General features: G+C 65.1%; 18 protein-coding genes. 6 read left to right on the top strand and 12 right to left on the bottom strand.

What is annotated here, in order from left to right:
• Positions 1 to 185 precede the first annotated feature (185 nt).
• Positions 186 to 950 (bottom strand): IclR family transcriptional regulator, encoded by a 765-nt coding sequence (locus AB7D48_RS13380; RefSeq protein ID WP_427979988.1) that lies wholly within the window; start codon positions 948 to 950, stop codon positions 186 to 188.
• Positions 951 to 1,049: 99 nt separating this feature from the next.
• On the opposite strand from AB7D48_RS13380, the gene AB7D48_RS13375 reads away from it, so the two are divergent.
• The 4 genes from AB7D48_RS13375 (at position 1,050) to AB7D48_RS13360 (ending at position 4,796) form a co-directional block, all read left to right on the top strand.
• Positions 1,050 to 2,501, top strand: a complete 1,452-nt coding sequence (locus AB7D48_RS13375) for an NAD-dependent succinate-semialdehyde dehydrogenase (RefSeq protein WP_427979986.1) — start codon at positions 1,050 to 1,052, stop codon at positions 2,499 to 2,501.
• Positions 2,502 to 2,524: 23 nt separating this feature from the next.
• Positions 2,525 to 3,679 (top strand): iron-containing alcohol dehydrogenase, encoded by a 1,155-nt coding sequence (locus AB7D48_RS13370; RefSeq protein WP_427979984.1) that lies wholly within the window; start codon positions 2,525 to 2,527, stop codon positions 3,677 to 3,679.
• 48 nt (positions 3,680 to 3,727) lie between these two features.
• On the top strand, positions 3,728 to 4,519 hold the full coding sequence (attM, locus tag AB7D48_RS13365; RefSeq protein ID WP_427979981.1) for an AttM family quorum-quenching N-acyl homoserine lactonase: 792 nt from the start codon (positions 3,728 to 3,730) through the stop codon (positions 4,517 to 4,519).
• Positions 4,520 to 4,646: 127 nt separating this feature from the next.
• Positions 4,647 to 4,796, top strand: coding sequence for a hypothetical protein (locus AB7D48_RS13360; RefSeq protein WP_427979978.1), 150 nt, complete (start codon positions 4,647 to 4,649; stop codon positions 4,794 to 4,796).
• A gap of 152 nt (positions 4,797 to 4,948) precedes the next feature.
• On the opposite strand, the gene AB7D48_RS13355 is transcribed toward AB7D48_RS13360, so the two are convergent.
• The 5 genes from AB7D48_RS13355 to AB7D48_RS13335 form a co-directional block, all read right to left on the bottom strand.
• Positions 4,949 to 5,578, bottom strand: coding sequence for a CoA transferase subunit B (locus tag AB7D48_RS13355; protein ID WP_427980040.1), 630 nt, complete (start codon positions 5,576 to 5,578; stop codon positions 4,949 to 4,951).
• Positions 5,578 to 6,327 (bottom strand): CoA transferase subunit A, encoded by a 750-nt coding sequence (locus AB7D48_RS13350; protein WP_427979976.1) that lies wholly within the window; start codon positions 6,325 to 6,327, stop codon positions 5,578 to 5,580. Before AB7D48_RS13350 ends, AB7D48_RS13355 begins: the two co-directional genes overlap by 1 nt.
• The gene (locus AB7D48_RS13345) at positions 6,328 to 7,662 is read right to left on the bottom strand and encodes an RNA polymerase factor sigma-54 (protein ID WP_427979974.1); all 1,335 of its coding nucleotides are present in this window, start codon (positions 7,660 to 7,662) and stop codon (positions 6,328 to 6,330) included.
• 81 nt (positions 7,663 to 7,743) lie between these two features.
• On the bottom strand, positions 7,744 to 8,910 hold the full coding sequence (locus AB7D48_RS13340; RefSeq protein ID WP_427979972.1) for a thiolase domain-containing protein: 1,167 nt from the start codon (positions 8,908 to 8,910) through the stop codon (positions 7,744 to 7,746).
• Between the two features lie 186 nt (positions 8,911 to 9,096).
• Complete coding sequence (locus tag AB7D48_RS13335; protein WP_427979969.1) at positions 9,097 to 10,314, bottom strand: CobW family GTP-binding protein; 1,218 nt, start codon at positions 10,312 to 10,314, stop codon at positions 9,097 to 9,099.
• A 447-nt stretch (positions 10,315 to 10,761) separates the two neighbouring features.
• Between AB7D48_RS13335 and AB7D48_RS13330 the strand changes: the two genes are divergently transcribed.
• The gene (locus AB7D48_RS13330; protein WP_427979966.1) at positions 10,762 to 12,771 is read left to right on the top strand and encodes a sigma-54-dependent Fis family transcriptional regulator; all 2,010 of its coding nucleotides are present in this window, start codon (positions 10,762 to 10,764) and stop codon (positions 12,769 to 12,771) included.
• 102 nt (positions 12,772 to 12,873) lie between these two features.
• On the opposite strand, the gene AB7D48_RS13325 is transcribed toward AB7D48_RS13330, so the two are convergent.
• The 6 genes from AB7D48_RS13325 to AB7D48_RS13300 form a co-directional block, all read right to left on the bottom strand.
• A complete protein-coding gene (locus AB7D48_RS13325; protein ID WP_427979965.1) occupies positions 12,874 to 13,680 on the bottom strand; it encodes a hypothetical protein in 807 nt (268 codons plus the stop codon).
• Positions 13,677 to 15,944, bottom strand: coding sequence for a hydantoinase B/oxoprolinase family protein (locus AB7D48_RS13320; protein ID WP_427979962.1), 2,268 nt, complete (start codon positions 15,942 to 15,944; stop codon positions 13,677 to 13,679). Before AB7D48_RS13320 ends, AB7D48_RS13325 begins: the two co-directional genes overlap by 4 nt.
• 65 nt (positions 15,945 to 16,009) lie before the next feature.
• The gene (locus tag AB7D48_RS13315; protein ID WP_427979959.1) at positions 16,010 to 18,166 is read right to left on the bottom strand and encodes a hydantoinase/oxoprolinase family protein; all 2,157 of its coding nucleotides are present in this window, start codon (positions 18,164 to 18,166) and stop codon (positions 16,010 to 16,012) included.
• 102 nt (positions 18,167 to 18,268) lie between these two features.
• Positions 18,269 to 18,667 carry an acetone carboxylase subunit gamma gene (locus tag AB7D48_RS13310; protein WP_427979956.1) on the bottom strand — a complete coding sequence of 133 codons (399 nt, stop codon included), beginning with the start codon at positions 18,665 to 18,667 and terminating at the stop codon, positions 18,269 to 18,271.
• Positions 18,668 to 18,672: 5 nt separating this feature from the next.
• Positions 18,673 to 20,604 (bottom strand): hydantoinase/oxoprolinase family protein, encoded by a 1,932-nt coding sequence (locus AB7D48_RS13305; protein WP_427979954.1) that lies wholly within the window; start codon positions 20,602 to 20,604, stop codon positions 18,673 to 18,675.
• A 593-nt stretch (positions 20,605 to 21,197) separates the two neighbouring features.
• Positions 21,198 to 21,566 (bottom strand): hypothetical protein, encoded by a 369-nt coding sequence (locus AB7D48_RS13300; RefSeq protein WP_427979951.1) that lies wholly within the window; start codon positions 21,564 to 21,566, stop codon positions 21,198 to 21,200.
• Positions 21,567 to 21,760: 194 nt separating this feature from the next.
• Between AB7D48_RS13300 and AB7D48_RS13295 the strand changes: the two genes are divergently transcribed.
• A complete protein-coding gene (locus tag AB7D48_RS13295; RefSeq protein ID WP_427979949.1) occupies positions 21,761 to 22,321 on the top strand; it encodes a TetR/AcrR family transcriptional regulator in 561 nt (186 codons plus the stop codon).
• Positions 22,322 to 22,364 lie beyond the last annotated feature (43 nt).

Below are 22,364 nucleotides of genomic sequence, written 5' to 3'. Positions count from 1 at the left end.
TAGCGTTTAAAAACTCCTTCATCTCGCGCTTCCGATCGGCATGACATGGATGTCATGTGAACAAGCCCGCATGCCAGCGGCGAAACGGGCAGGCCGGCCATTTCAGCAAGCCGCGCATGAAGGTTCGGAAAGCCCGCGCCCGCCTCCTTCCCTTCATCCACTCCGCCGCAAAAATCCCAATCAGCTTAAACCGCCCCGAACCGCCGTGACAGCCTGGTGGCGGCTTCACGCAATTCCTCGCCCAGCGCCGCCACCATGTCTGGCGTGGCCTCACTGCGCGTGAGGCTCAGCGCGATCCCCGCCACCGCGAGCCCATCATGCCCACGCAGCACCGCCCCCAGGCAGATCATGCCTTCCCGCACCTGTCCGTCATCGATCGAGAAACCGCGCGCGCGCATTTGCATCAACTCCTGGCGCAGCATGTCGATATTCCGCACGCTATGGGAGGTGAGCGGTGCCGGAAACGAAGGGGTCAGCAGATTTTCCAGGGTTTCATCCTCCAACTCCGCCAGCAATGCCTTGCCTGTCGCGGTGAACGTGGCAGGCAAGCGCATCCCGATACGGAATGTCACCCCCAGGGGCTGATCCGAATTACGGCAACTCAGATACACAACCTCGGCACCGTCGCGCACGGTCAATGTAACGGTATAGCGCGCCAGACCAGGATTTTCCGCGAAATAGGACTGGAAAATGGAGACAATGTCGAGCTGGGCCAAAAACCCGTTCGCCCAGCGCATGAGATACGGGCCGGGACGCAGGCAGCCATCATCCGCGCGGACGAGCAAATGCAGATCGAGCATGGCGCCGATCAGCCCGTGAGCACTGCTCTTGGGCAGCTTCAAGGCACGCGTCACTTCCGCCGCGTTTGGCGGTTTGGCGGCGGATGACACGTAATCAAGCACCCGGACAGCACGGCGCAAGGCCGGTACGCTTTCTGTTTCGGTTTCCATGGGCGGCAAACTTCCTCCTTGACTTGGTTCAGCCATCCTGACTAAGTTCAATTAAAAGAAAACAGTTCAACTTATTGAACTATAGCCAGGAGACACCGGATGCTCAAGCTCAAAAACCCCGCTCTTCTGCGTGATCGCTGCCTGATCGCCGGAAACTGGACCAAGGGCGGAAACGAAACCATCGAGGTCCACAACCCCGCCGATGGCGGGCTGGTTGGCAGCGTACCCTGCCTGGGGAGCACCGAAACGGAACAGGCGATCGCGGCCGCCGCGGCCGCCTTCAAGCCTTGGGCCGCGCGCCCCGCGCGCGAGCGCACCGCCATATTGCGCCGCTGGTTTGAGCTGATCATGGCCAATGCCGACGATCTGGCCGCGCTGATGACGGCCGAACAGGGCAAACCGCTCGCCGAAGCCAAGGGAGAAGCGGTTTATGCCGCCTCCTTCATCGAATGGTTCGCGGAAGAGGCCAAGCGCGTTTATGGCGAGACCATTCCCGCGCCAACGGCGGATAAAAGGCTGATCGTGCTGAAGCAGCCCATCGGCGTCTGCGCGGCCATCACGCCCTGGAATTTCCCGGCCGCGATGATCACCCGCAAGGCCGCTCCAGCCCTGGCGGCTGGTTGCACCATGATCGTCAAGCCCGCCGAACAAACACCCCTCACCGCCCTTGCCCTGGCGGCCCTGGCCGAGGAAGCCGGGGTACCGGCGGGCGTGCTGCAGGTCATCACCGGCCATTCCAAGCCCATCGGCGCGGCCCTCACCGCCAGCGATGTCGTGCGCAAGCTCTCCTTCACCGGTTCCACCGAGGTCGGGCGCATTCTGATGGCGCAATCCGCCCCCACCATCAAGAAACTCTCCCTGGAGCTTGGCGGCAACGCCCCCTTTATCGTCTTCGACGATGCGGACCTGGACGCGGCGGTGGAAGGGGCCATCGCCTCCAAATACCGCAATGCGGGGCAAACCTGCGTCTGCTCCAACCGCCTTTATGTGCAGGCGGGCATCTACGACGCCTTCACCGCGAAGCTGGCGGAAAAAGTAGCGGCTTTTCCCATCGGATCCGGCACGAAGCCCGGCGTCGTGATCGGCCCGCTGATCGACGAGGCCGCCATCGAAAAAGTGGAAGCGCATGTGAGCGATGCCTTGGCCAAGGGTGCCAAGCTGGTCACCGGCGGCAAGCGTCACGAGCTTGGCGGCACCTTCTTCGAACCGACGGTGCTCGCCAATGCCACACAAGACATGAAGGTCGCGCGCGAGGAAACATTCGGCCCCGTGGCTCCGGTTTTCCGGTTCGAACATGAGGAGGAGGCCATTGCCATGGCCAACGCCACGGAATTCGGCCTTGCCGCGTATTTCTACACTGAAAATGTCCGCCGTGCCTGGCGCGTGGCGGAGGCATTGGAATACGGCATGGTCGGGCATAATACCGGCTTGATCTCGAATGAGGTGGCGCCGTTTGGCGGCGTCAAACAATCCGGCCTGGGGCGCGAAGGCTCGCGCCACGGGATCGAGGAATATCTGGAAATTAAATATCTCTGCACGGCGGTTGGCTGAGGCAAAGCGGAAAGGAGAGGCAAATGAACCCGTTTGAATTTCGTACCGTCCCATCCATCGAGGTGGCCTGGGAAGGCTCCAGGACGCTAGGTGAAAATCTGGCCAAGCGCTTTGCCGCGCGTAAATTGATGCTGGTGACGGATGCCGGGCTGGTGAAGGCCGGAATCATCGCCCCGATCGAAACGAATCTGAAAAACGCCGGTTTCAGCGTCGTCACGTTCGACAAGGTGGTGGCCGACCCGCCGGACCATATCGTGCTGGATGCCGTAAAATCCGCCAAGGCCGCTGGGGTGGATATTGTGCTCGGGCTGGGGGGCGGCTCCTCGCTGGATATTTCAAAGCTTGTTGCCATCCTGATCGAAGGCAAGCAGGCCTTGCCGGACATGTATGGCATCGGCAACGTGAAAGGTGGTCGCCTGCCGCTGGTGCTGATCCCCACCACCGCCGGGACCGGCTCGGAAGTGACCAATATTTCCATCATCACCACCGGCGAAACCACCAAGATGGGCGTGGTCGCGCCGCAGCTTTATGCCGACCATGTGCTGCTGGATGCCGCGCTGACCGTGGGCTTGCCGCGCCTGCATACCGCGGCCACCGGCATTGACGCGATGGTGCATGCCATCGAGGCTTATACCGGCAAACACAAGAAAAATCCGCTCTCAGACGCGCTGGCGCGTGAGGCGCTGCGCCTTCTGGGTGGCAATCTGCTGACCGCGTGCGAGGATGGGACAAACCGGGAAGCGCGCGAGGCCATGTTGCTCGGCGCGACATTGGCGGGCCAATCTTTCTCCAATTCGCCCGTGGCGGCCGTGCACGCGCTGGCTTATCCGCTTGGCGGGCACTACCATGTTCCGCACGGCCTCTCCAACGCGCTGATGCTGGGCCCCGTGCTGCGCTTCAACGCCAAGGCCGCGGCGCCGTTATACGCGGAGCTGGCGGATGTGATGAGCGTGCCCGGCATGGGTGACACCGCCGCACGGGCCAGCGCCTTTGTCGCACATATGGAAAAGCTGATGGATGCGAGCGGCGCGCCAAGACATCTGCGTGATGTTGGCGTAACGGACAACACGCTCTCGATGCTGGCATCCGACGCGATGAAACAGACCCGTCTGCTACAGAACAACCCCGTGGAGATCAGCGAAGCCGACGCCCTGAACCTCTACCGCGAAGCATTCTAAGGCAATCGCCTTCCACCCCGCATCAGATCATAAGCAGAGGAAAACGCAATGAGCGATATACGACTTTATATGCTGCAATCTGGCACGCTGAAATGTAAGGTACACAATATCAAGATGAATGAAGGCAATGGCGCGGATTACGAAATCCCGGTGCCGTTCTTCTTCATCGCGCATCCCAAGGGACATATCATCATCGATGGCGGCAACGCCATCGAGGTCGCCACGGATCCACGTGGCTATTGGGGAGGCATCTGCGATGTCTATTGGCCGGTTCTGGACAAGGACAAAGGCTGTGTGGATCAGGTGAAGGCACTGGGCTACGACCCCAAGGATGTCAGATACGTTGTACAGTCGCATCTGCATCTGGACCATAGCGGCGCGATCGGCAGATTCCCCAACGCAACCCATATCGTGCAGCGTGCTGAGTATGAATATGCCTTCACGCCCGACTGGTTCGCCGGCGGCGGATATATCCGCAAGGATTTCGACCGGCCAGGCCTGAAATGGCAGTTTCTGAAAGGCGAAGTCGACGATTTCTACGACATCTATGGCGACGGCACGCTGACGACCATATTCACGCCAGGCCATGCGCCGGGGCATCAATCCTTTCTGGTGAACCTGCCCAAGACAGGCCCGATGCTGCTGACCATCGATGCGGCCTATACGCTCGACCATTGGAATGAAAAATCCCTGCCGGGATTCCTGGCCTCGACCGTGGACACGGTGCGTTCCGTGCAAAAACTACGCACGCTGGCGGAAAAGACCGGTGCGCAAGTGGTCACCGGCCATGACCCCGATGCCTGGCCAAGCTTTAAGCAAGGCCCTGATTATTACGATTGACGACACAAAAAAGGCGGTGCCCAGGCACCGCCTTTCCGCCGAAGAGATGGATTGAATCCAGCGTCCAGAAGCCGCACATCGAACAACATAAGATCGCAAACACCCTCTACCGGACCAGGATTCCCCCGTGCGACGCAATGCGATGCAACAAGGCCTCGTGAAGAATTCCAGCCTGCTCCAGGCCGGCGATCGGGGCCAGAGTGTTTATCGCCGATGCACCAGCTTCTGCCCCGCCACCGGGGCGCTGAAACCCGGCAAGCGCCACCGCCGCCCTTGAATGGCGCAGAGGCAACCGACGCCACAATGGCGCCCACCGTCAATTGCTGACCGGAACGGGAACCATGGCGGCGCAGATGCCGGAGTGACACCGGCTCCGGCAGACGGTTCGCAACGGCCCTCCGGTCTCGTGCGACGCCTGAGTCCGACATCTCAACCGACCAACGTCGCCTCGGTCGCGGCGCGCAGTTCGGCCTCGGTGACGCCGTCGGCCAGTTCGACCAGCTTCAGCCCACCCGGCACCACCTCCAGCACGCCCATGTTGGTGATGATCCGGTCGACCACGCCCGCCCCGGTCAGCGGCAGGGTACATTTGTGCAGCACCTTCGATTCGCCGTGCTTGTTGGCGTGGTCCATCACCACCACGACACGGCCGACACCGGCGACGAGGTCCATCGCCCCGCCCATGCCCTTCACCAGCTTGCCCGGGATCATCCAGTTCGCCAGATCGCCGGTTTCCGAGACCTCCATCGCGCCCAGGATCGCCATCGCGATCTTGCCGCCGCGGATCATCCCGAAACTCATCGAACTGTCGAAATAGGCGGTCTGTGGCAGTTCGGTGATGGTCTGCTTGCCGGCGTTGATCAGGTCGGCATCCTCCTCGCCCTCATAGGGGAAGGGGCCCATCCCGAGCATCCCGTTCTCCGACTGCAACGTCACGTTCACCCCCGGCGGGATGAAGTTCGGCACCAGGGTCGGGATCCCGATCCCGAGATTCACATAGGTACCGTCCTTGAGTTCCTTCGCGGCGCGCGCCGCCATCTGATTGCGATCCCACATGATCAGACCTCCTCGCCGCGATCGGCACCGGCCGCACCCGGAACGGGGGCGTCGTCGCGCTTGCGCGTGGTGCGTTGCTCGATGCGTTTCTCGTGTTGCCCCTGGATCAGCCGGTGCACATAGATTCCCGGCAGGTGGATCGCATCCGGATCGAGGCTGCCGGTCGGCACGATCTCCTCGACCTCCATCACACAGACCTTTCCGCACATCGCCGCCGGCGGGTTGAAGTTGCGCGCGGTCTTGCGGAAGATCGCGTTGCCGCTCTCGTCCGCCTTCCAGGCCTTGACGATCGAGAGATCGGCGAAGATCCCGGTTTCCAGTATATAGGTCTGACCGTTGAACTCCTTGTGCTCCTTGCCCTCGGCGATCACCGTGCCGACGCCGGTCTTGGTGTAGAAGCCGGGGATGCCGTGGCCGGCGGCGCGCATCCGCTCGGCCAGCGTGCCCTGCGGGTTGAATTCCAGCTCCAGCTCGCCCGACAAATACTGGCGCATGAATTCGGCGTTCTCACCGACATAGGAACTCATCATCTTCTTGATCTGCTTGGTGTCGAGCAGCTTGCCCAGCCCAAAGCCATCGACCCCGCAATTGTTCGAGGCGATGGTGATCTGCCGCACCTTGCTCGCCACCAGCGCGTCGATCAGCAATTCGGGAATGCCGCAGAGCCCAAAGCCCCCCGCCGCGATCAGCATCCCGTCGAACAAAAGCCCGTCCAGAACCTCCGCCGCCGAGCTGTATACCTTCTGCCTCATTCACGCCTCCTTCTTGGTTTTGCGTTCCCGCGCTGGGCCAAAGCCGGCGCGCTTGCGCCAGTTGCTCAGGCTGCGGCGGTTAATCTCGATCCCCCGGCGCTCCAAAGTGGCAGCGAGTTGGGCATCGGTCAGCGGCGCCCCGGGGGATTCGGCCTGGATCAGCTCAGCGATCAGCGCTCCCACCGCTTCGCCAGAGAGATCCTCATGGCCGTGGCGGGCAAAGCGCCCGCGCCCGAACAGACTGTCCAGTTCGAACACCCGCACCGGCCCCTGCACCAGCAAGTCGGCGCGGATCCGCCCCACCGTGGTCTCGTGCAGCCCCAGCGCCGCGCCGACCTCGGCATTGCTCAGCGGCCGCAGATATCTCATCCCGTGCTCCAGAAATTTGCGCTGGTGATCGACGACATGGCCCGCCACCCGCAACACCATCTCGTTGCGGCGGCCCAACGTGCGGGCCAGCCAGCGCGCAGTGGCGCGCGCCTCGGCGTCTGCCGCGGCGCCAGGCCGGGCCACGATCTCCGGGGCGCTGGCACGGTTGAGCGCGACATGCCAGCACCCCGCAGGATCGCGGTGCACCAACAGATCGGGCGCGCGGCGCAGAGCCGGCGCGCTGTCGAAGCGGCTGCCCGGTTTTGGATCGAGGCCACGCAACGCGCGCACCATCGCCCCGAGCCGGTCGGGCGTGACGCCGCAGAGTTCGCACAGTTCCGGCGCCGCGCCACGTGCCAGTTCCGGCAGATGCGCCAGCAGAGCGCGCATCGGCGCGTCCAACGCACCGCGCTCCTCAAGCTGGAGCGCAAGACATTCCGCGAGCGAGCGCGCGAAAAGGCCCGCCGGCTCGACACCGCGTTGCAGTTTCACCAGAACTGTCTCGGCCTGTTCCGGCGGTGCCCCGGCTTTGCGGGCAATCGCGTCCAACTCCTCGCCGAGCCAACCAGAGGGTTCGAGCGCGGCGGTGAGGGCCTGCGCCAGAACGACATCCTCGTGGGTGTCGACCAGCAACCCGAGCTGCGCCTCGACATGGGCATAAAGCCCCAGCGCCTGCGCCGTGTAGGCATCGCCGTCGAAAGCCTCACGCCCGGCCAGCTCGCCGAGCAGCCGCCAGCCGAGACGCGGCGGCTCCCGCGCCTCCATCGGCAAAGAAATCTCCAACGCCGGATTTATGGCCGCCTCCTCGACCAACAGCCCGGCGAGGTCGGCATTGCTCAGTTGCAGCAACCCGATCGCGCGCTGCAGCACCTGCGTCAGCCGCTGCGAGAGGTGCTGGCTCTGATGCAGGCCGGGGCTCACGACACGCTCCACCACGACCGCCCCCTGGCGCGGAAACGGTGCCACCTCGGTGCCACCGCCCTCCCGGCGAGACGAGACTGCGGCCGGATCGCGCAGGTCATTCCCCCTCCCCGAACACGCCGCGGCTCAGACCTGGCCCGGCTCGAGCACGGTGGCATAGTTGGCCACCGCCGCGCCACCCATGTTGATCACCACGCCGAGTTCCGGAGCCTCGATCTGGATGTCCCCGGCCTGCCCGGTGAGCTGACGATAGCTCAGCGCATGCATCGATACGCCGGTGGCGCCCACCGGGTGTCCCTTGGCCTTGAGCCCGCCCGAGAGGTTCACCGGCAACTTGCCGCCGCGATAGACCGTGCCCTCGTCGAGCAGCCGTCCGCCCTGCCCCGGCCCGCACAGGCCGAGCGCCTCGTACATCAGCAGTTCCGCGATCGTGAAGCAGTCATGCACCTCAGCAAAGCTGACATCCTGAACGCCGATCCCCGCCGCCGCATAGGCCTGTGCCACGGCACGCTTCGGTCCCTCGAACAGCAGCAGGTCGCGGCGCGACATCGGCAGGTAATCCGAGACCTGCTCGGCGGCACGGATATGCGCCGTGCGCTGGCCCGCGGCGGGTTCGCCCGCCAGCACCACGGCCGCGGCGCCATCCGAGATCAGCGAGCAATCCGACAACCGCAACGGCGGCGCGATCAGCGGGTTCTTTTCGGTGATCTCGTTGCACTGCTCGAAGCTCAGGTCGCGCCGCATCTGCGCCAAGGGGTTGGCCAGTGCGTTCTTGTGGTTCTTCGAGGCGATCTTCGCCATTGCCACCATCGGGTCGCCGTAGCGCTCGGCATAGGCCTTAGCCGCCAGCGCGAAGACCTGCGGGAAGCTCAGATGCGCCTCCGCCTCGTCGCCCTGATAACCGGCGCTGGCGAGGGCCTTCGTCACCTCGGGGGTGGCGCGATGGGTCATCTTCTCGACCCCGACCACCAGCACCCGCTTCGCCCGGCCCGCGCGGATCGCGTTCATCCCGGCATAGAGCGCTCCCGAGCCCGATGCGCAGGCGTTCTCGACCCGCGTCGCCGGCTTGAAACGCAACCCGTCATCGGCCTGGTGGATCAGCGAGGCGGCGAAACCGTCATCAGCCATGCCGGCGTTGAAATGGCCCAGATAAACCGCGTCGATATCGGTGCCCGGGAGCCCGGCCTCGGCCAAGGCCTCGCGGGCGGCCTCCACGATCAGCTCCTCGAGACTGCGCGCGTCGAAACGCCCGAATGCGGTGTGACCGCTGCCGACGATGTGAATTCCAGTCATGTTCTCTCCTTTGTTTCGGCCCCGGCCACCTCCCTCTTTGGGACCACCGGAACCCCCGTTTGCCTGTCAAACCATGCCGGGACGATCCCTCGTCGTCGCTCCGGACAGGCTATAACCCCACGTTGGCGACCATACCGGCTTTGCCCTCCGTGAGCCGCGCTCGCGGCCACCGCCGCTCACCGCCATTCACCTCCGCGCGCCGTCGCGCAGGAAGCGCGGCTGAATCACGAAGCCCTCGGCGGACAACCCCTTCGCCACCTTCAGCGGCAACCGCTCGTTGAACCAGGCGCGCGTCGGCAGCTCGGGCCGGGACGCCGCCCCGCGCAGCGCCGCCGCGTCGCCGGGCAGATCGACCAGCAGGACGCGGATCTCGGCCTCTTCCTCGGGTCCGAGATCCTCGCCGATGAACACCAGCGCTCCGTGGCCCGGCGCGATCGGCCCGGAGGCCGGCCAGCGTGCCAGCCAGACCGGCGCATAGGCCACCGACTGCACGCATTGCACCACCAGCGGCGCGCTCACGCCCTCGACCTCGACGATGCCCTTGAGCCGCATCAGCCGGCCCTCGTAGCGCTGCAGGATCTCGCCGATGCGTAGCGCGAAACCGCGCCAGGCCAGCGGCGGCAAGGTGACCGAGAAGCTGCGCAGCCGGTCGGAATGATGCGAATGCACCGGCGCAAGCGCGGCCCCCGGCGCGGAGGGAGCCGGGACGAACCCCAGCCAGTCTCCCAAACCCTCCGGCGCCTGCTCGGCCGCGTAGAGCCCACCGCCGAACAGCGCCGCGGGGTCGGCCCGCGCAGCATCCAGCAGCGGCGCGGTTGGGTTGAGCTCGGCCAACCGCGCGCGCAGCGCCTGGCGCGCGGCGGGCGTCGCCAACGGTGATTTCGACAGCACCAGCCGGTCGGCCAGCACCGCCTGCGAGCGCGCCTCGGCATGGCGGGCCAATTGCTCTGCGCCATGCATCGCGTCGACCACCGTCACCACCCCATCGCAGAAGAACCGCGCCGCGACATAGCGATCCTCCATCAGCGCGCGCACCACCGGCAGCGGGTCGGCCAGCCCGGTGGTCTCGATCACCACCCGGCTCACCGGCGCGATCTCACGCCGCGACATCCGCTCGTGCAAACGCTTGAGCTCGGTGATCAGGTCGCCCTGGACGGTGCAGCACAGGCAGCCCGAATCAAGGATCACCAGCGCCTCGTCGATTCGTTCGACAAGGTGGTGATCGACGCCGATCTCGCCGAACTCGTTGATGAAGATCGCCGCGTCGCCCATCTCCGGGGCGGCCATCAGCCGGTTCAGCAGCGTGGTTTTGCCGGCCCCGAGGAACCCTGTCAGCAAAGTGACCGGGATCCGTCCGCGCGGGCGCTGGTTGACCAGGACATGCGGCGGCGCATCCGTCGTCATCGGTGAAATCCTCCCTTTCTCCACCCTCTGGGAAGCAAGTTTCTTTCCAGACCGGCCGCGCGCCGGGAATCCGGGCCCTTGCAGGAAAAAGGCCGCGACAGTCGTCCGATCGATGGAGGCAAAGGCGCCCGGAACCGTCCGATTTCCGGACGCAACGCCGCAAATGCACGGCCCGGGATGCTGCAACCGCGCGGTTCCGGCCAGCGTGAAACCCGCCCGCGCAACCGCGCCACTCCGCAGGTTTGTTTCCCGGTTTTTCGCCAAAGCCCGAAACATGGGCTTTATTTTTCTGGCCCGGGCAGCAAAGCGCGTTAGACTGGGCGCAGGAGGAATGGTGCACGAGCAGCCCGGTCTCGGCTTCGTATCCGCATCCGTCAAGCGCCCCAGGAAGGGGGTGCGTGGAGGCGCCGGAGGCTGACTGCTTTGCACCCAGAGGGAGAGGCAAATATGCCCGGAACCGAGTTGCGGCAGCGTTTTTCGCGCCCGGAGAACGACCATCACATCATGCGCTCCTGGGAGCGTTTTCTGGGCGGAGAGGAGCCCGGATCGGACACGTTGCGCCGGTTGATCGGCGCTTCCTGGCGGCGCTGCCATGGCGAGGTCGATCCGACCCGCGACCAGGCACCGCCACCGATGCCCGGCGAGGCGCTGCACGGCGTGCTCGAGGGCAATGGCGAGCTGATCGCGGCGAGCGGCACGGTGATGGCCTCGGCGCGCGATTTCCTGTCCGAGACCGGCACTGTGGTGGTGCTCACCGATGCCGCGGGCGTGGTGCTCTCCGTCGAGGGTGACACCGCGCTGCGCGGGCGCACCGAGAACATCCACCTGATGCCCGGCGCAAGCTGGAGCGAGGCGAGCTGCGGCACCAACGCGATCGGCACCGCGCTGCAGATCGGCCAGCCGATCCAGATCCATTCGGCCGAGCATTTCTGTTCGGGGATCAAGCGCTGGTCCTGCTCGGCCAGCGTGATCCGCGATCCGGTGAACCAGTCGGTTCTGGGCGCAATCGATATTTCCGGGCTCAACGACAGCTATTCGCGCCATTCTCTGGCGCTCGCGGTCGCCACCGCGGGGCGGATCGAGAACCGGCTGGCCAAGCATGAGATGGGGCTGCGCTACCGGCTGCTCGACCAATATCTGCAGCGGCTGGGCGCGGTCGGACGCGACGGGTTGATCGTGTTCGACCGGCACGGCCGGGCGGTGAAGGCCAACGAGCGCGCCGCCGACCTGATGACACGGCTGGCCAAGGATCGGGTCGAACACGGCGCGACGATCCGCGACCTGCAGATGCCCTGGCACAAAGGCCGGATCGATCCTCAGCAACTGCCCAACTGGATCGATCGCGACTGGATCGAACCGGTGCAGGTCGACGGCGACCGGCTCGGCGCCTTTCTCGTGCTCCCCGACAAGAGCGCGCTGGTGCGCCGCAACTCGAGCCATGTCGTGGCCAATCCCGGCAGCGGCCCGTCGGACGCGTTCGGCCAGCTGATCGGGCAAGCGCCACGCTATGTGGCGGCATTATCGCGGGCGCGGCAACTGGTGCGCAGCGCCGCCCCGCTGTTGCTGCTGGGCGAGACCGGGGTAGGCAAGGACGCCTTCGCCCGCGCTTTCCACGACAACGGCAGCACCGCCAAGACGCCTTTCGTCGCGGTAAATTGCGGCGGCTTCTCGCGCGAGCTGCTGACCTCCGAGCTGTTCGGCTATGCCGAGGGCGCCTTCACCGGGGCGCGCCGCGGCGGCATGATCGGCAAGATCGAGGCGGCCAATGGCGGCACGCTGTTCCTCGACGAGATCGGCGAGATGCCGCTCGATCTGCAACCGCACCTGCTGCGGGTACTGGAAAGCGGGGAGCTTCACCGGATCGGCGAGACCCGGCCACGCAAGGTGGAGTTCCGCCTGATCGCAGCCACCAACCGCGCCCTCAAGAGCGAGGTACAGGAAGGACGGTTCCGGATGGATCTCTATTACCGGATCGCGGTGACAACGCTGGCCTTGCCGGCGCTGCGCGAGCGGCGCGAGGATCTGGCCCCGCTGGCCGAACACCTGCTGGCGCAGATCGCCGCGCGCTACCAACGCCCTGCCCCGCGAATCGCTCCGGAGGCGTTGCGGGCGCTTCACGACCACGATTGGCCCGGCAATATCCGCGAATTGCGCAACGTGCTGGAAAGCGGCCTGCTGATCTGCGAGGGCGAAGAGCTACGCGCCGAACACCTGCCGCCCGACCTGTTCGACACCACGCCGCCGCCGCTGCTGGCGACCGGTAACGGCCCCTGCCCCGGAATAAGCCCGTTGGAACTGGCCGAACGCGAGGCGATCCTGCATTCGGTGCGGCTGCACCAGGGCAACCTCACCTCGGTGGCGCGCGACCTCGGAATCGCCAAGAGCACGCTCTACGTGAAGCTCGACCGCTTTGGGCTGAAGGAAAGCGTCGCAATCCTGCGCACCGGAGAGCGCTGAGCACAACGCTGAACACCCGGGCCGGAACCAGGCCGGATCGGAAAAAGAACCGGCGGCGCGCTTTGGGAGGAGGAGGAAGAGAAAGCGCGCCGCCGGCTCCGCTCAGCTCCGCAACCGGGCGAGCGCGTCGAGAACCGCCTCGGGGACATGCCCCACGGGGATCTCGGCGAAGCGGAACAGGCCCGTGACCAGTTCCGGCAGTGGTTCACCGGCGAAGAGCGGCGCGCTCACATCGCACCCCCGCGCCGCCGGTGCGGTGCCGATCGCGGCGTTGAACAGCCCCTCCGAGCCCGGCGTCACGTCGCGCCCGACCACCGCCCAGCGGTAATGCCGCGCGGCATTGAGCACCGGCGTGTAGCGCTCTGCCGGGCCGGGAATCTCGCCCTCGACCAGCAGCAGACCACCGACCGGGCGCGTCGCCACGCAGCGCAAGAAGTCGGCGGCATACATCGCCGCATCCTCGACCAGATCGTCGTCGAGTTCGGGCTCGCGCCCCGCCGCGGCTTGGGCCCAAGCCATCCAGGCCCCTGGTGCCGGCATCGAGAGCACCAGCGGAACCTGGCCCTGCAAATGCGCCCCCACCGCCTCGGCCACCTCGTCGATCAGCCGCCGCGGCCCCTCCTCCTCCAGCATCCGCCGCATCGGATAAGCGGCGCGTTTCTTGGCTCCCATCTCGGTTGCCAACCCGGGCGCGCGGGCCAACCAAGAGGTGAACATCTCGCCCAGATCCACCACCGCCACGTCGGCGCGCAGCAGGCCTCGCGCCTGGGTGAAGAAGGAGAGGTATTTCGCCGGCCCGCCGGCCCAGGGATCGCCGCCCTCACCCAGCAGAAGCCGCCGGGCATAGCCCGACGACTCCAGCCAGACCCGCAGCGATCCGTTCAGATCATCCGCGAGAGAGGCGCTCACTGCTTCTCGTTCCCGCCGATGCCGGCCGCCGCGAGCCGCGCTTCCAGCTCGGCGATGCGCACGTCCTTGGGGTGGCGCATATAGTTCGGCCGGGCCTCGTCGCCGCGCCGGGTGATCTCGGGCGAGCCCATGTAGAGCGTGCCCGTGTCATCGCCCCAGCAGCCGAAATATTGTAGATGCGCCGGCGGCTTGGGCTTGTTCCACGCCTTGACGAACTCGGCATAGGGCACCGAGCGGGCGATCCGCGCCTGGCGTTCGGCGGCGCGCGCCGCCTCGGTCGCGTCGAAGTCGATCGCCAGCGTCTTGGCGTCGAACACCACCTTGTAGAGCCGTGCCGCGACCTCGGCCGACATCAGCCCTTCCTCGATGTCGCGGATCACGCCCACCGGATCGCGCTCCAGCAGGTCGCCATAGCCGGCACCCGCCCCCTGGCTGATCATGTAGAGCTCTCCGCGTTTCGAAATGTCGAAACCCAGCCCCATGTGATGGGTCGAGTATTTCGCCGCCTCGAAGGGGCGCTCGTTCATCAGCTCCTCGATCGAGTGGCGGAACTTCTCGGGCGTCTCCATCAGAATGTCGTAGACGTCGACCCCCTCGACCTTGCACAGCGGATAGGTGCCGCAGGCATAGCCGCCGAACAGCCCCTGCAACGGCGGGATCTTGGCGCCCTGGGCGGTGGTCATGAAGCCCCACTGCTCGGAATCCTTGGTCGCCACCATCATCGTGTAACCCTGGCCGCCACGATACTTACCCGGCGCGATCGCGTCGCGGGTCATCTTCTTCGACACCAGTTGCAGGAAGGGCACTTCCTCCTCGTTCAGCTCCTGCTCGCCGATGTCGGCCATGGTCGCGAAGATCGGCGCCAGCGCGTGCTCGCCGTCGCGATCCACCGTGGCCCCCGCGCCCATCCCGTTGAGATCGGCGCAGAGATTGCCAAGCGTCTCGCCGTGCTGGCTCACGCCGCCCCAGATGAAGGTATTGATCATGTTGAAGGTCGGGGCATGGACCTTGGTGAACTTCTCCGGGCAGGAATAGAGGAATTTCGCCACCGCGTGCTGGCCCGCGGTGAAGCCGGTGAAGATCGACATCAGCGATTGCGAGTTCGGCGCATCATAGGAGCAGTTCACGATCGAATGCGGATCGGTGATCACCTCGATCGGCGCGAAGGCTGCCTGCCCGCGCGGCAGGTCGGGCCAGACGTAGCACAGGAAGACCTGCGCCAGCATGCCCTTCAACCCGGCGACGATGGTGTTGGTGGCGCGGTTGGTGAACTCGGGGCTCGAGCCGCGGAAGTCGAAGATCAACCGGTCGCCGGCCTTCGTGAGCTTGCAGTTGATCTTGACCACGCAGTTCTCGCGCAGCGTCGAGTCCTGGATGATGTAGGTGCGCACCGTCATGTCCGGCCATTCTGAGATCCGGCGCTTCACCTCGGCGCGCACATCCTCCATGGTCAGCCGCAGCGTGGCGACCAGCGCCTGGGGCCCGTCGGTCTTCAACGTCTCCTCGATGCGCTGCTTGATGCGCAGGCAGGCGAAGAGCTTCACCTTCATGTCCTCGTATTGCAGCTTCGGCTCGCGCACCGAGTTCTGCAGGAAAGTCAGGATGTCGCGCTTGATCTGGTAGTTCTCGACCACCTTGAACGGCGACATCTTGAGCCCCTCGTCCGAGGGGCTTTCCGCCATCGAGGGCATGCCGCCCGGTTCGATCGCGCCGTTCTCACCCTCGTGCACGGTCGAGGCGACCCAGCAAACCAGCTTGCCCTCGTGGAAGATCGGCAGAATCATCGACTGGTCGGTATTGTGCACGTTGCCATAGCGGGAGTCGTTGTGGATGAAGCCGTCGCCCTCCTTCACGCCCACGGTCGGGTCGTTCATCCAATTCTTGATGATGAACTTGATCGGGTGGTGCACCAGCGCCGAGAAGATCAGCACCCCGCCGGCCGAGGCGATCGCGAGGTCGCCGCTGGCCGAATAGACGCCGGTGATCACATCGCCCCATTTCGCGCCCGGGGCCGCGCCCATCTGCTCGACCATCTCGTAGCCTTCGTCGCAGCCCGATTGCAGCCGGTCGCGGATCTTGGCGATGACGTGGCTGTCCGAGACCTTGCCGATCGCCGCCGCCTCCTGGGCGTCGCGCGGCATCAGGTCGTGGTTCTGCATGATCTCCGGGTCGGGCCCGAGGAACAGCGTGGTATCGTCGAGGAACTTCTTGATCAGATTGATTTCCCCGGCGGAAGGCAGCTTGCCCTTGCTCATCTCGTTCATGGATTTCTCCTCCTGTCGTGTTGGGACTTTCCCCGACGCGCTCCTCCGCGCCAGGGAAGCATGGGTCAGTTCACCGGAACCGACGCTTCGTTGCGCAAGAACCACGAGGCGTCCTGTTTCGCGGCGACATAGGTCCAGCCCGGATTCACGAGGAAGGTTGTGACCTCGGAGGCGATGATCGCCGGCCCCTCGATCTCGACGCCTGGGGCGATGTCCTTGCGCGCCCAGACCGGGGTGTCGAAGGCCCCCTCGAAGCCGACAAAATGGCAGCTGCGACGGCTCGATGGCTCCGGCGGCAGCTTGCGCTCGGCTTTCGGCAACGGTTTGATGTCCTGGAATTTCACCGTCTCGTGGCGAGCATAAGTGGCCACCCGGATGGTGTTGATGCGGATCCCCGCCTCGGGCGCCTGGCTGCCCTCGCCGAAGCGCTTGCCGTAATCGTTCGAGAATTGCGAGATGATCGCGAGCACGTCGCCGGGGCCGTGCACCTCATGGCTGGGGATCACCGCGGTGGTCTGCACCAGCTGGTTGCCATAGCGCATGTCGAGTTCCAGGTCGTGCTGGATATCCTCGGACTTGACGCCCTGGCGCAGCAGGTCCTGCCGACCCTTCTCCTTCAGCTCGGCCACGATCGCGTTGAAGCGGTCGTAATCGTCGAAGATCGCCCGGCTGTTGCTATCGTAGAGCACCATGTAGAGCGATTGCTCGTGGATATGCAGCTGGTGCATGTTGCCCGCGCCCACCGCCGAGAACACCGAGGACAGCGGCGGCGCCAGGATCTTGTCGATATTGAGGTTCTGCGCGATGCCGCAGCAATGCAGCGGGCCGTTGCCGCCATAGGCCAGCATGGTGAAATCCTTCGGGTCGTAGCCGCGCGCGCGCAGCTCGGTGAACAGCCCGTTGGCCATGTTGTCGTCGACCTTCTCGCGGATCAGCTTGGCCGCCTCGATCACCTCGCAATCGAGTTCGTCGCACAGCGTGTCCTCGATCGCCGCCTTGGCCCGGCGCGGGTTGAGCGGGATCGAGCCACCGGCATAGTTCGCCGCGTCCAGGTAGCCCAGCAGCAGGTCGGCATCGGTCACGGTCGGCTTCATGCCGCCACGGTCGTAGCAGGCCGGCCCGGGGTCGGAGCCCGCGCTTTGCGGGCCGCATTGCACGGTCTTGTACACCCGGTCGTAGGAGGCGACCGAGCCACCACCCGCGCCCAGCGTCACCAGATGGACCATCGGCACCGAGACCAGCCAGCGGTCGATCACCGGGTTGAAGTCATAGTGCTTCACCCCGCCCTCGACGACGATTCCGATGTCGTAGGAGGTGCCGCCCATGTCGGTGGCCACGACATTGCCAAGCTCGGCCTGCAACGACAGATGTTCCGAGGCGCCGATACCCGAGACCGGGCCCGAGTGGATCGTCTGCAGCGCGTCGGTCGAGTTCAGCTGCGCCATCCCGCCCGAGTTGTGGATCACCAGCATCGGCTTCTCGTAGCTATGCGCGCGCAGATTCTGCTCGAGCGCGGAAAGCGCGTGATACATCGTCGAATGCAGGAAGCCATCGACGATGGCCGAGGTCGAGCGCACATATTCGCCCTTCCGGCCCGCCACCTGGTGCGACAGGATCACCGGGATCGCGCCCAGCAGGTGAGAGGGATATTCCTCGAGCAGGATCTCCTCGATGCGCTGCTCATGGGCGGGGTTCACCACCGCGTTCACCAGCGCCACGACGATGATCTGCGCGCCACGGTCGACCAGCTCGCGCAGCTGCCGGCGCACGTCTTCCTCATCGAGCGGCATTACCAGCTTGCCCTGGAAATCCAGCCTCTCGCGCACGCCATAGATCATGTGCGGCTCGACCAGCGGGGCGGGGCGCCGCGCGTTGGGCATGTCCTGCTTACCCAGGTCGTCGAGCCCCTCGCCATAGCCGCGCGCGCGGCTCAGCGGCACGGTCGCCTCGTAGCCGGCGGTGACCAGCATGCCGATCTTCGGCCCCTTGTGCTCGATCAGCGCGTTGGTGCCCAGCGTGGTGGCGTAGCGCACCGAGTCGACCTCGCCGAGGATCTCCTCGAGCTCCAGCCCCAGCGTGCCGCAGGCCTTGCCCAGCGCCTCGTTGAAGCCCATCGCGAGATTGTGGTGCGTGGTCAGCGCCTTGGTCTCGATATACTGACCACCCCAGACGACGAAGCAGTCGGTGAAGGTGCCGCCGATATCAACGGATACACGTTTCATGGTCTCTCCCTTTGTTTCTGCGGATACCGGGGCGCTCCTGCGCGCCGGGCCCGGCTTCCTGTCCTGATCGGCCCGCCCCTGCCGGGCGGACCGCGGCGATACTCAGTGGCTGTGACCGCGCCCGGCCACCACGGCGGGCCCGGCATCGGGCAAGGTCTCCTCGCCGCGCGCCGCCCATTGCGCCTTCAGCGCCGCGACATCGACCTGCATGTCCCACAGCGGCGGATGGCCTGGAATCGCATATTCGGTCTCGACCTGGGTGCCGCAATTCGGGCAGCAGAATTCCAGGATGCGCACCCATTCCGGGTCCGGGCTGAAGGTGAAGCGATACGTCTCGGGGTCGATCACCGACGGGTGGATCTCGCGCGGGTCACGATCATGGACCAGCAGCCCCTCCTTGTAGTTGCCCGAGGCCGGCGCGATCACATGATCGCAGACGCGGCATTCCCATTTCTCGGTTTCCAGGTCGATACGCAGATATTCGGTCATCGGAACTTTCATCGCTCTCACTCCTCCCGGTCCAGAATGACGTCCCCAGCCTCGGAGACGGTCATGAGCCAGCCCGCGGGGATGCGGGCGGTAAAGAAATCCTCCTCGAGAATCGCGGGCCCCTCGGCCCAGTCGCCCGCCGCCATCGCGCCTAGGCTGTAGACCGGCAGCGCGACCCGTCCGGCCTCGGTCAGCACCTTGCGGTTGGCCGAGGCCTTCGCCTGGGTCTTGCGGGTGATCGCGACGTGGCGCGCATCGCCCCGGCGCAGCGACTTCACTGCGACCAGCTCAAGCTCAAGCTCCGCGGCCCCGGCCAGTTCGGCGGGGAAGCCCGCCCCCTCGGCCAGTGGCAGCGTCGTCTCGCCCGCCGCGCCCTGCGCCACCAGTTGCGCCAGCACGCTGTAGCTGCCAGGCTCGAAGCCCTCGGCATACATGTCACGCGCCGCCTTGGTGGTGAGCGCGTCGAGCGCGGTCTTCAGGCTCGCGTCGTCACGCCCATCGAGGCTGACCACGTAGCGTTGCGAGACGTCGCAGGAGCCGATCCCGTAGGCCGAGAACACCGCCGCCATCGCCGGCATCGCCACCCGCCTGATCCCGGCCTTGTCGGCCACGCCGCAAGCAAGCAGCGGCCCGGCGCCACCGAAGGCCATCATCACCGTGTCCAGCGCGATCTTGGTGAAGCGATGCAGTTCCTCGGCGACCTTGGCCTCGAAAGCATCGGCCATCATCAGCACTGCGGTCTCGACATCGACGCCCAGCGGATCGGCGATATTCGCCTTCACCGCCGCCTCGGCACGGGCCATGTCGAGCCCCATGCCGCCGCCGAAATAGGACGCCGGGTCGAACAGCCCGGCCAGCAGGCTGGCATCGGTGATCGTCGCCTCCTTGCCGCCGCGACCGAAACAGGCGGGCCCCGGCAGCGCGCCGACGCTCTCGGGGCCGATCACGATCTTGCCGTCGACAACCTTGAAGACCGAGCTGCCGCCGGCTCCGGCCGAGGAGATCTCGCACAGCGGGAAGGAGACCGCGATCCCCTCGACATGGCCGCGCCGGGTCTCGGTGACCTTGCCCTCGGTGCACTGGCCGATGTCGGTGGTGGTGCCGCCGACGTCGATCGAGACCGCGTCGCGGAAGCCATAGAGCGCCGAGAACGCCTTGACCCCTTCCATGCCGCCGCGCGGGCCCGAGGAATAGGTCTTGATCGCCACGGTCTTCGCCACCCGCGAGGCGTCGCCGTCGTTACGGAAGATCAGGAGCGGGTTCTTGGTGCGGAAGTCGCGCAGCCGGTTCTCGGCCTGATACAGGAAGGCCTCCATCGACGGATGCAGGAAGGAGTTGATCAGCGCCGACCAGGCCCGGCGTGCCGGATCGCGATCCGCCGTCAGGTCGGAGGCGTAGAGCACCGGCACCGCGCCCAGCAGGTGACGCGGATACTTGCGCAGCGCGATCTTCTTGACCTTGTCCTCGAAGACATGCGCGCCCTCGCCGCCGAAGCAGATCACCAGCCGGTTCGCCCCCTGCGCGGTGAGCTGGTTGATCACCTTCACCACCTCGACCTCGGCCGCCGCATCGTCCAGCGTCGCGGTGTCGACATAACCGACCCGACCGCCCACCAGCGCCCGGAACACCTCGGGATCGAGCGCCTCAAGCGCCGCCGGCAGCGCCGTCGCGCCACTGTCGAGCACCAGCCCGAGCTTCGGCCCCTTACGCTCGCAGATCGCGTTGGTGCCCTGGGTGGTCGAGTAGCGGATCAGCTCCACCTCCTCGAGCAACCGCTTCACGTCGGTGGCGCCGTAAAGCACCTCGGACGCCTTGCCGAGCCCTTCGAAAAAGCATTTCGAAAGGTCGTAGGGGGTGGTCAGGACCTTGGTCTTGCGGATGCCCTCGTCCAACATGATGCACACGTCGGTCAGCGTCCCGCCATTATCGATGTTGATCTGAAATGCCATCGTGCATTTTTCCTCCCGTTCGGTGTTTTCGCAGGGAACGGACCGGCGGCATGGGTCTCCTCTCTCTCGGCCCGCGCTCCCTGCCAAGGGGGATGCAGCTTTCTTTCCGAATCCGGACAGAGAGGCCCAGAAACAATCCAACACACTGATTTATATATTTAATTTTTTATACGGAACATTTAATCCGCGCCCGACCGTCCGAAGATCGAACGTCGCGCTTCTCCGACCGTCCGTCCGGCAGGCGGCCGGATCAGCAAGCGGCGTGAGCTCGACCTTTTTCGCCGAATGACGACTCCGCCCCACAGCACGCCAGCCTCAGGCCGGGGCGACGCGGCACGGCCCGCGCCGGACGGACAATCGCCACCGGCCGGGGGCAAGACACCAGCATTTCACCGATGCCACTTTCAAAAACACGGGATGCGCAAGCGGCATTGCCGCCCTCCACGAACACGGGATACGCCAGACTATCGACCATATCCGCCAGCATCGCTTCGCTGGCGCAAGCCATGCACCCGGTCGCAATCACGAACGAGCATTGGCAACCCAAGATCAGACGCGGGTCCCCCGCGCCGTCGCGGCCTCGGTCATGGGCTTCAGAAAAACTCCAGATAACGTTCCGTTTCCCACTCCGAGACGTGGGCCATATAAGAAAGCCATTCTTCCCGCTTATAATCGAGCCATGCTGTTTTCATGTCAGCCCCGAAGACCTGTTCGGAAAGAGGATCCTCGGCAAAGGCCTCCAGCGCCTCACCCAGCGTTCGGGGCAATTGACGAATACCCTTGGCGCGCAGCTCATCTTCGGCGGCTTGATACATATTGTGCCTGTTCGGCTCGCCAGGGTCGGCGGCGGCGCGTACGCCTTCAAGACCCGCCGCCAGCACCATCGCCGCCCCCAAATATGGGTTGCAGGAACTATCCGCAGAGCGCAATTCAATACGCCAGCCCTGCGGCTTGCGGCCCATGGGCGGACTTGATAGGGGACGAAAAATCCTCAAACACGGCTATATGTTCGCCACGGCGGATGAAAGCCGTTGTTCGCATCGGACAAGTCGTGACCCAGATCGAGAAAACAACATTCCCCGCAAGCGTAAAGACAGCCCCGCAGGCCAAGCGGCGCATCGGCCGGCCGCGAAACGCCTCTGGGGACAATGTGCATATGATATTGCACATCGCGCTCGACCTGTTTTCGGCGCAGAATTATTCCTCGGTCACCATCAAGGACATCGCGCGGGCCGCGGGCGTCAATCCCTCCCTCGTGCATTATTATTTCGATTGCAAGGAGGATTTGTTCCTGAAGGTGGTGGAGTCCACCGCCAACAAAGCCTTCGATACTTTCGAGGCCATTCGCAACAACATCGTCGCCCCGCTCGATGTGCTCTCGCTCTGGATTGAAAACCATATTCTTCAGTTTGAGCTGATGCGAAAACTGATTCAGATAAGCCTCGATTACGCCACCACGCACGACCGTTCGCCACGCATCGATGCCGCCATCCATAAATTTTACCGGATGGAAGCCGAGGTGCTCGGCAGCGCGCTCGAACGCGGCATGGCTGATGGGGTATTCCGGCGCCGGAACGTGGAGGAAACGATCACCTTCATTTCCACTTTTCTCGACGGCTCACTGCTGCGGGCCGTCTTGTTCCCGCAAGACTTCGATCAACCGGCGGCGGTGCGGCATATGCGCCATGTCGTGCTGGATTATTTGCGCCCCGCCTGAACCCGTCTGCTGGATTTTACATTCCGGAAACGCCCCCCTTGGG

Source organism: Acidocella sp. (assembly GCF_050253495.1).
In the GTDB taxonomy this organism is placed as follows: Bacteria; Pseudomonadota; Alphaproteobacteria; order Acetobacterales; family Acetobacteraceae; genus Acidocella.
This window is presented reverse-complemented; position numbering and strand designations above follow the sequence as displayed.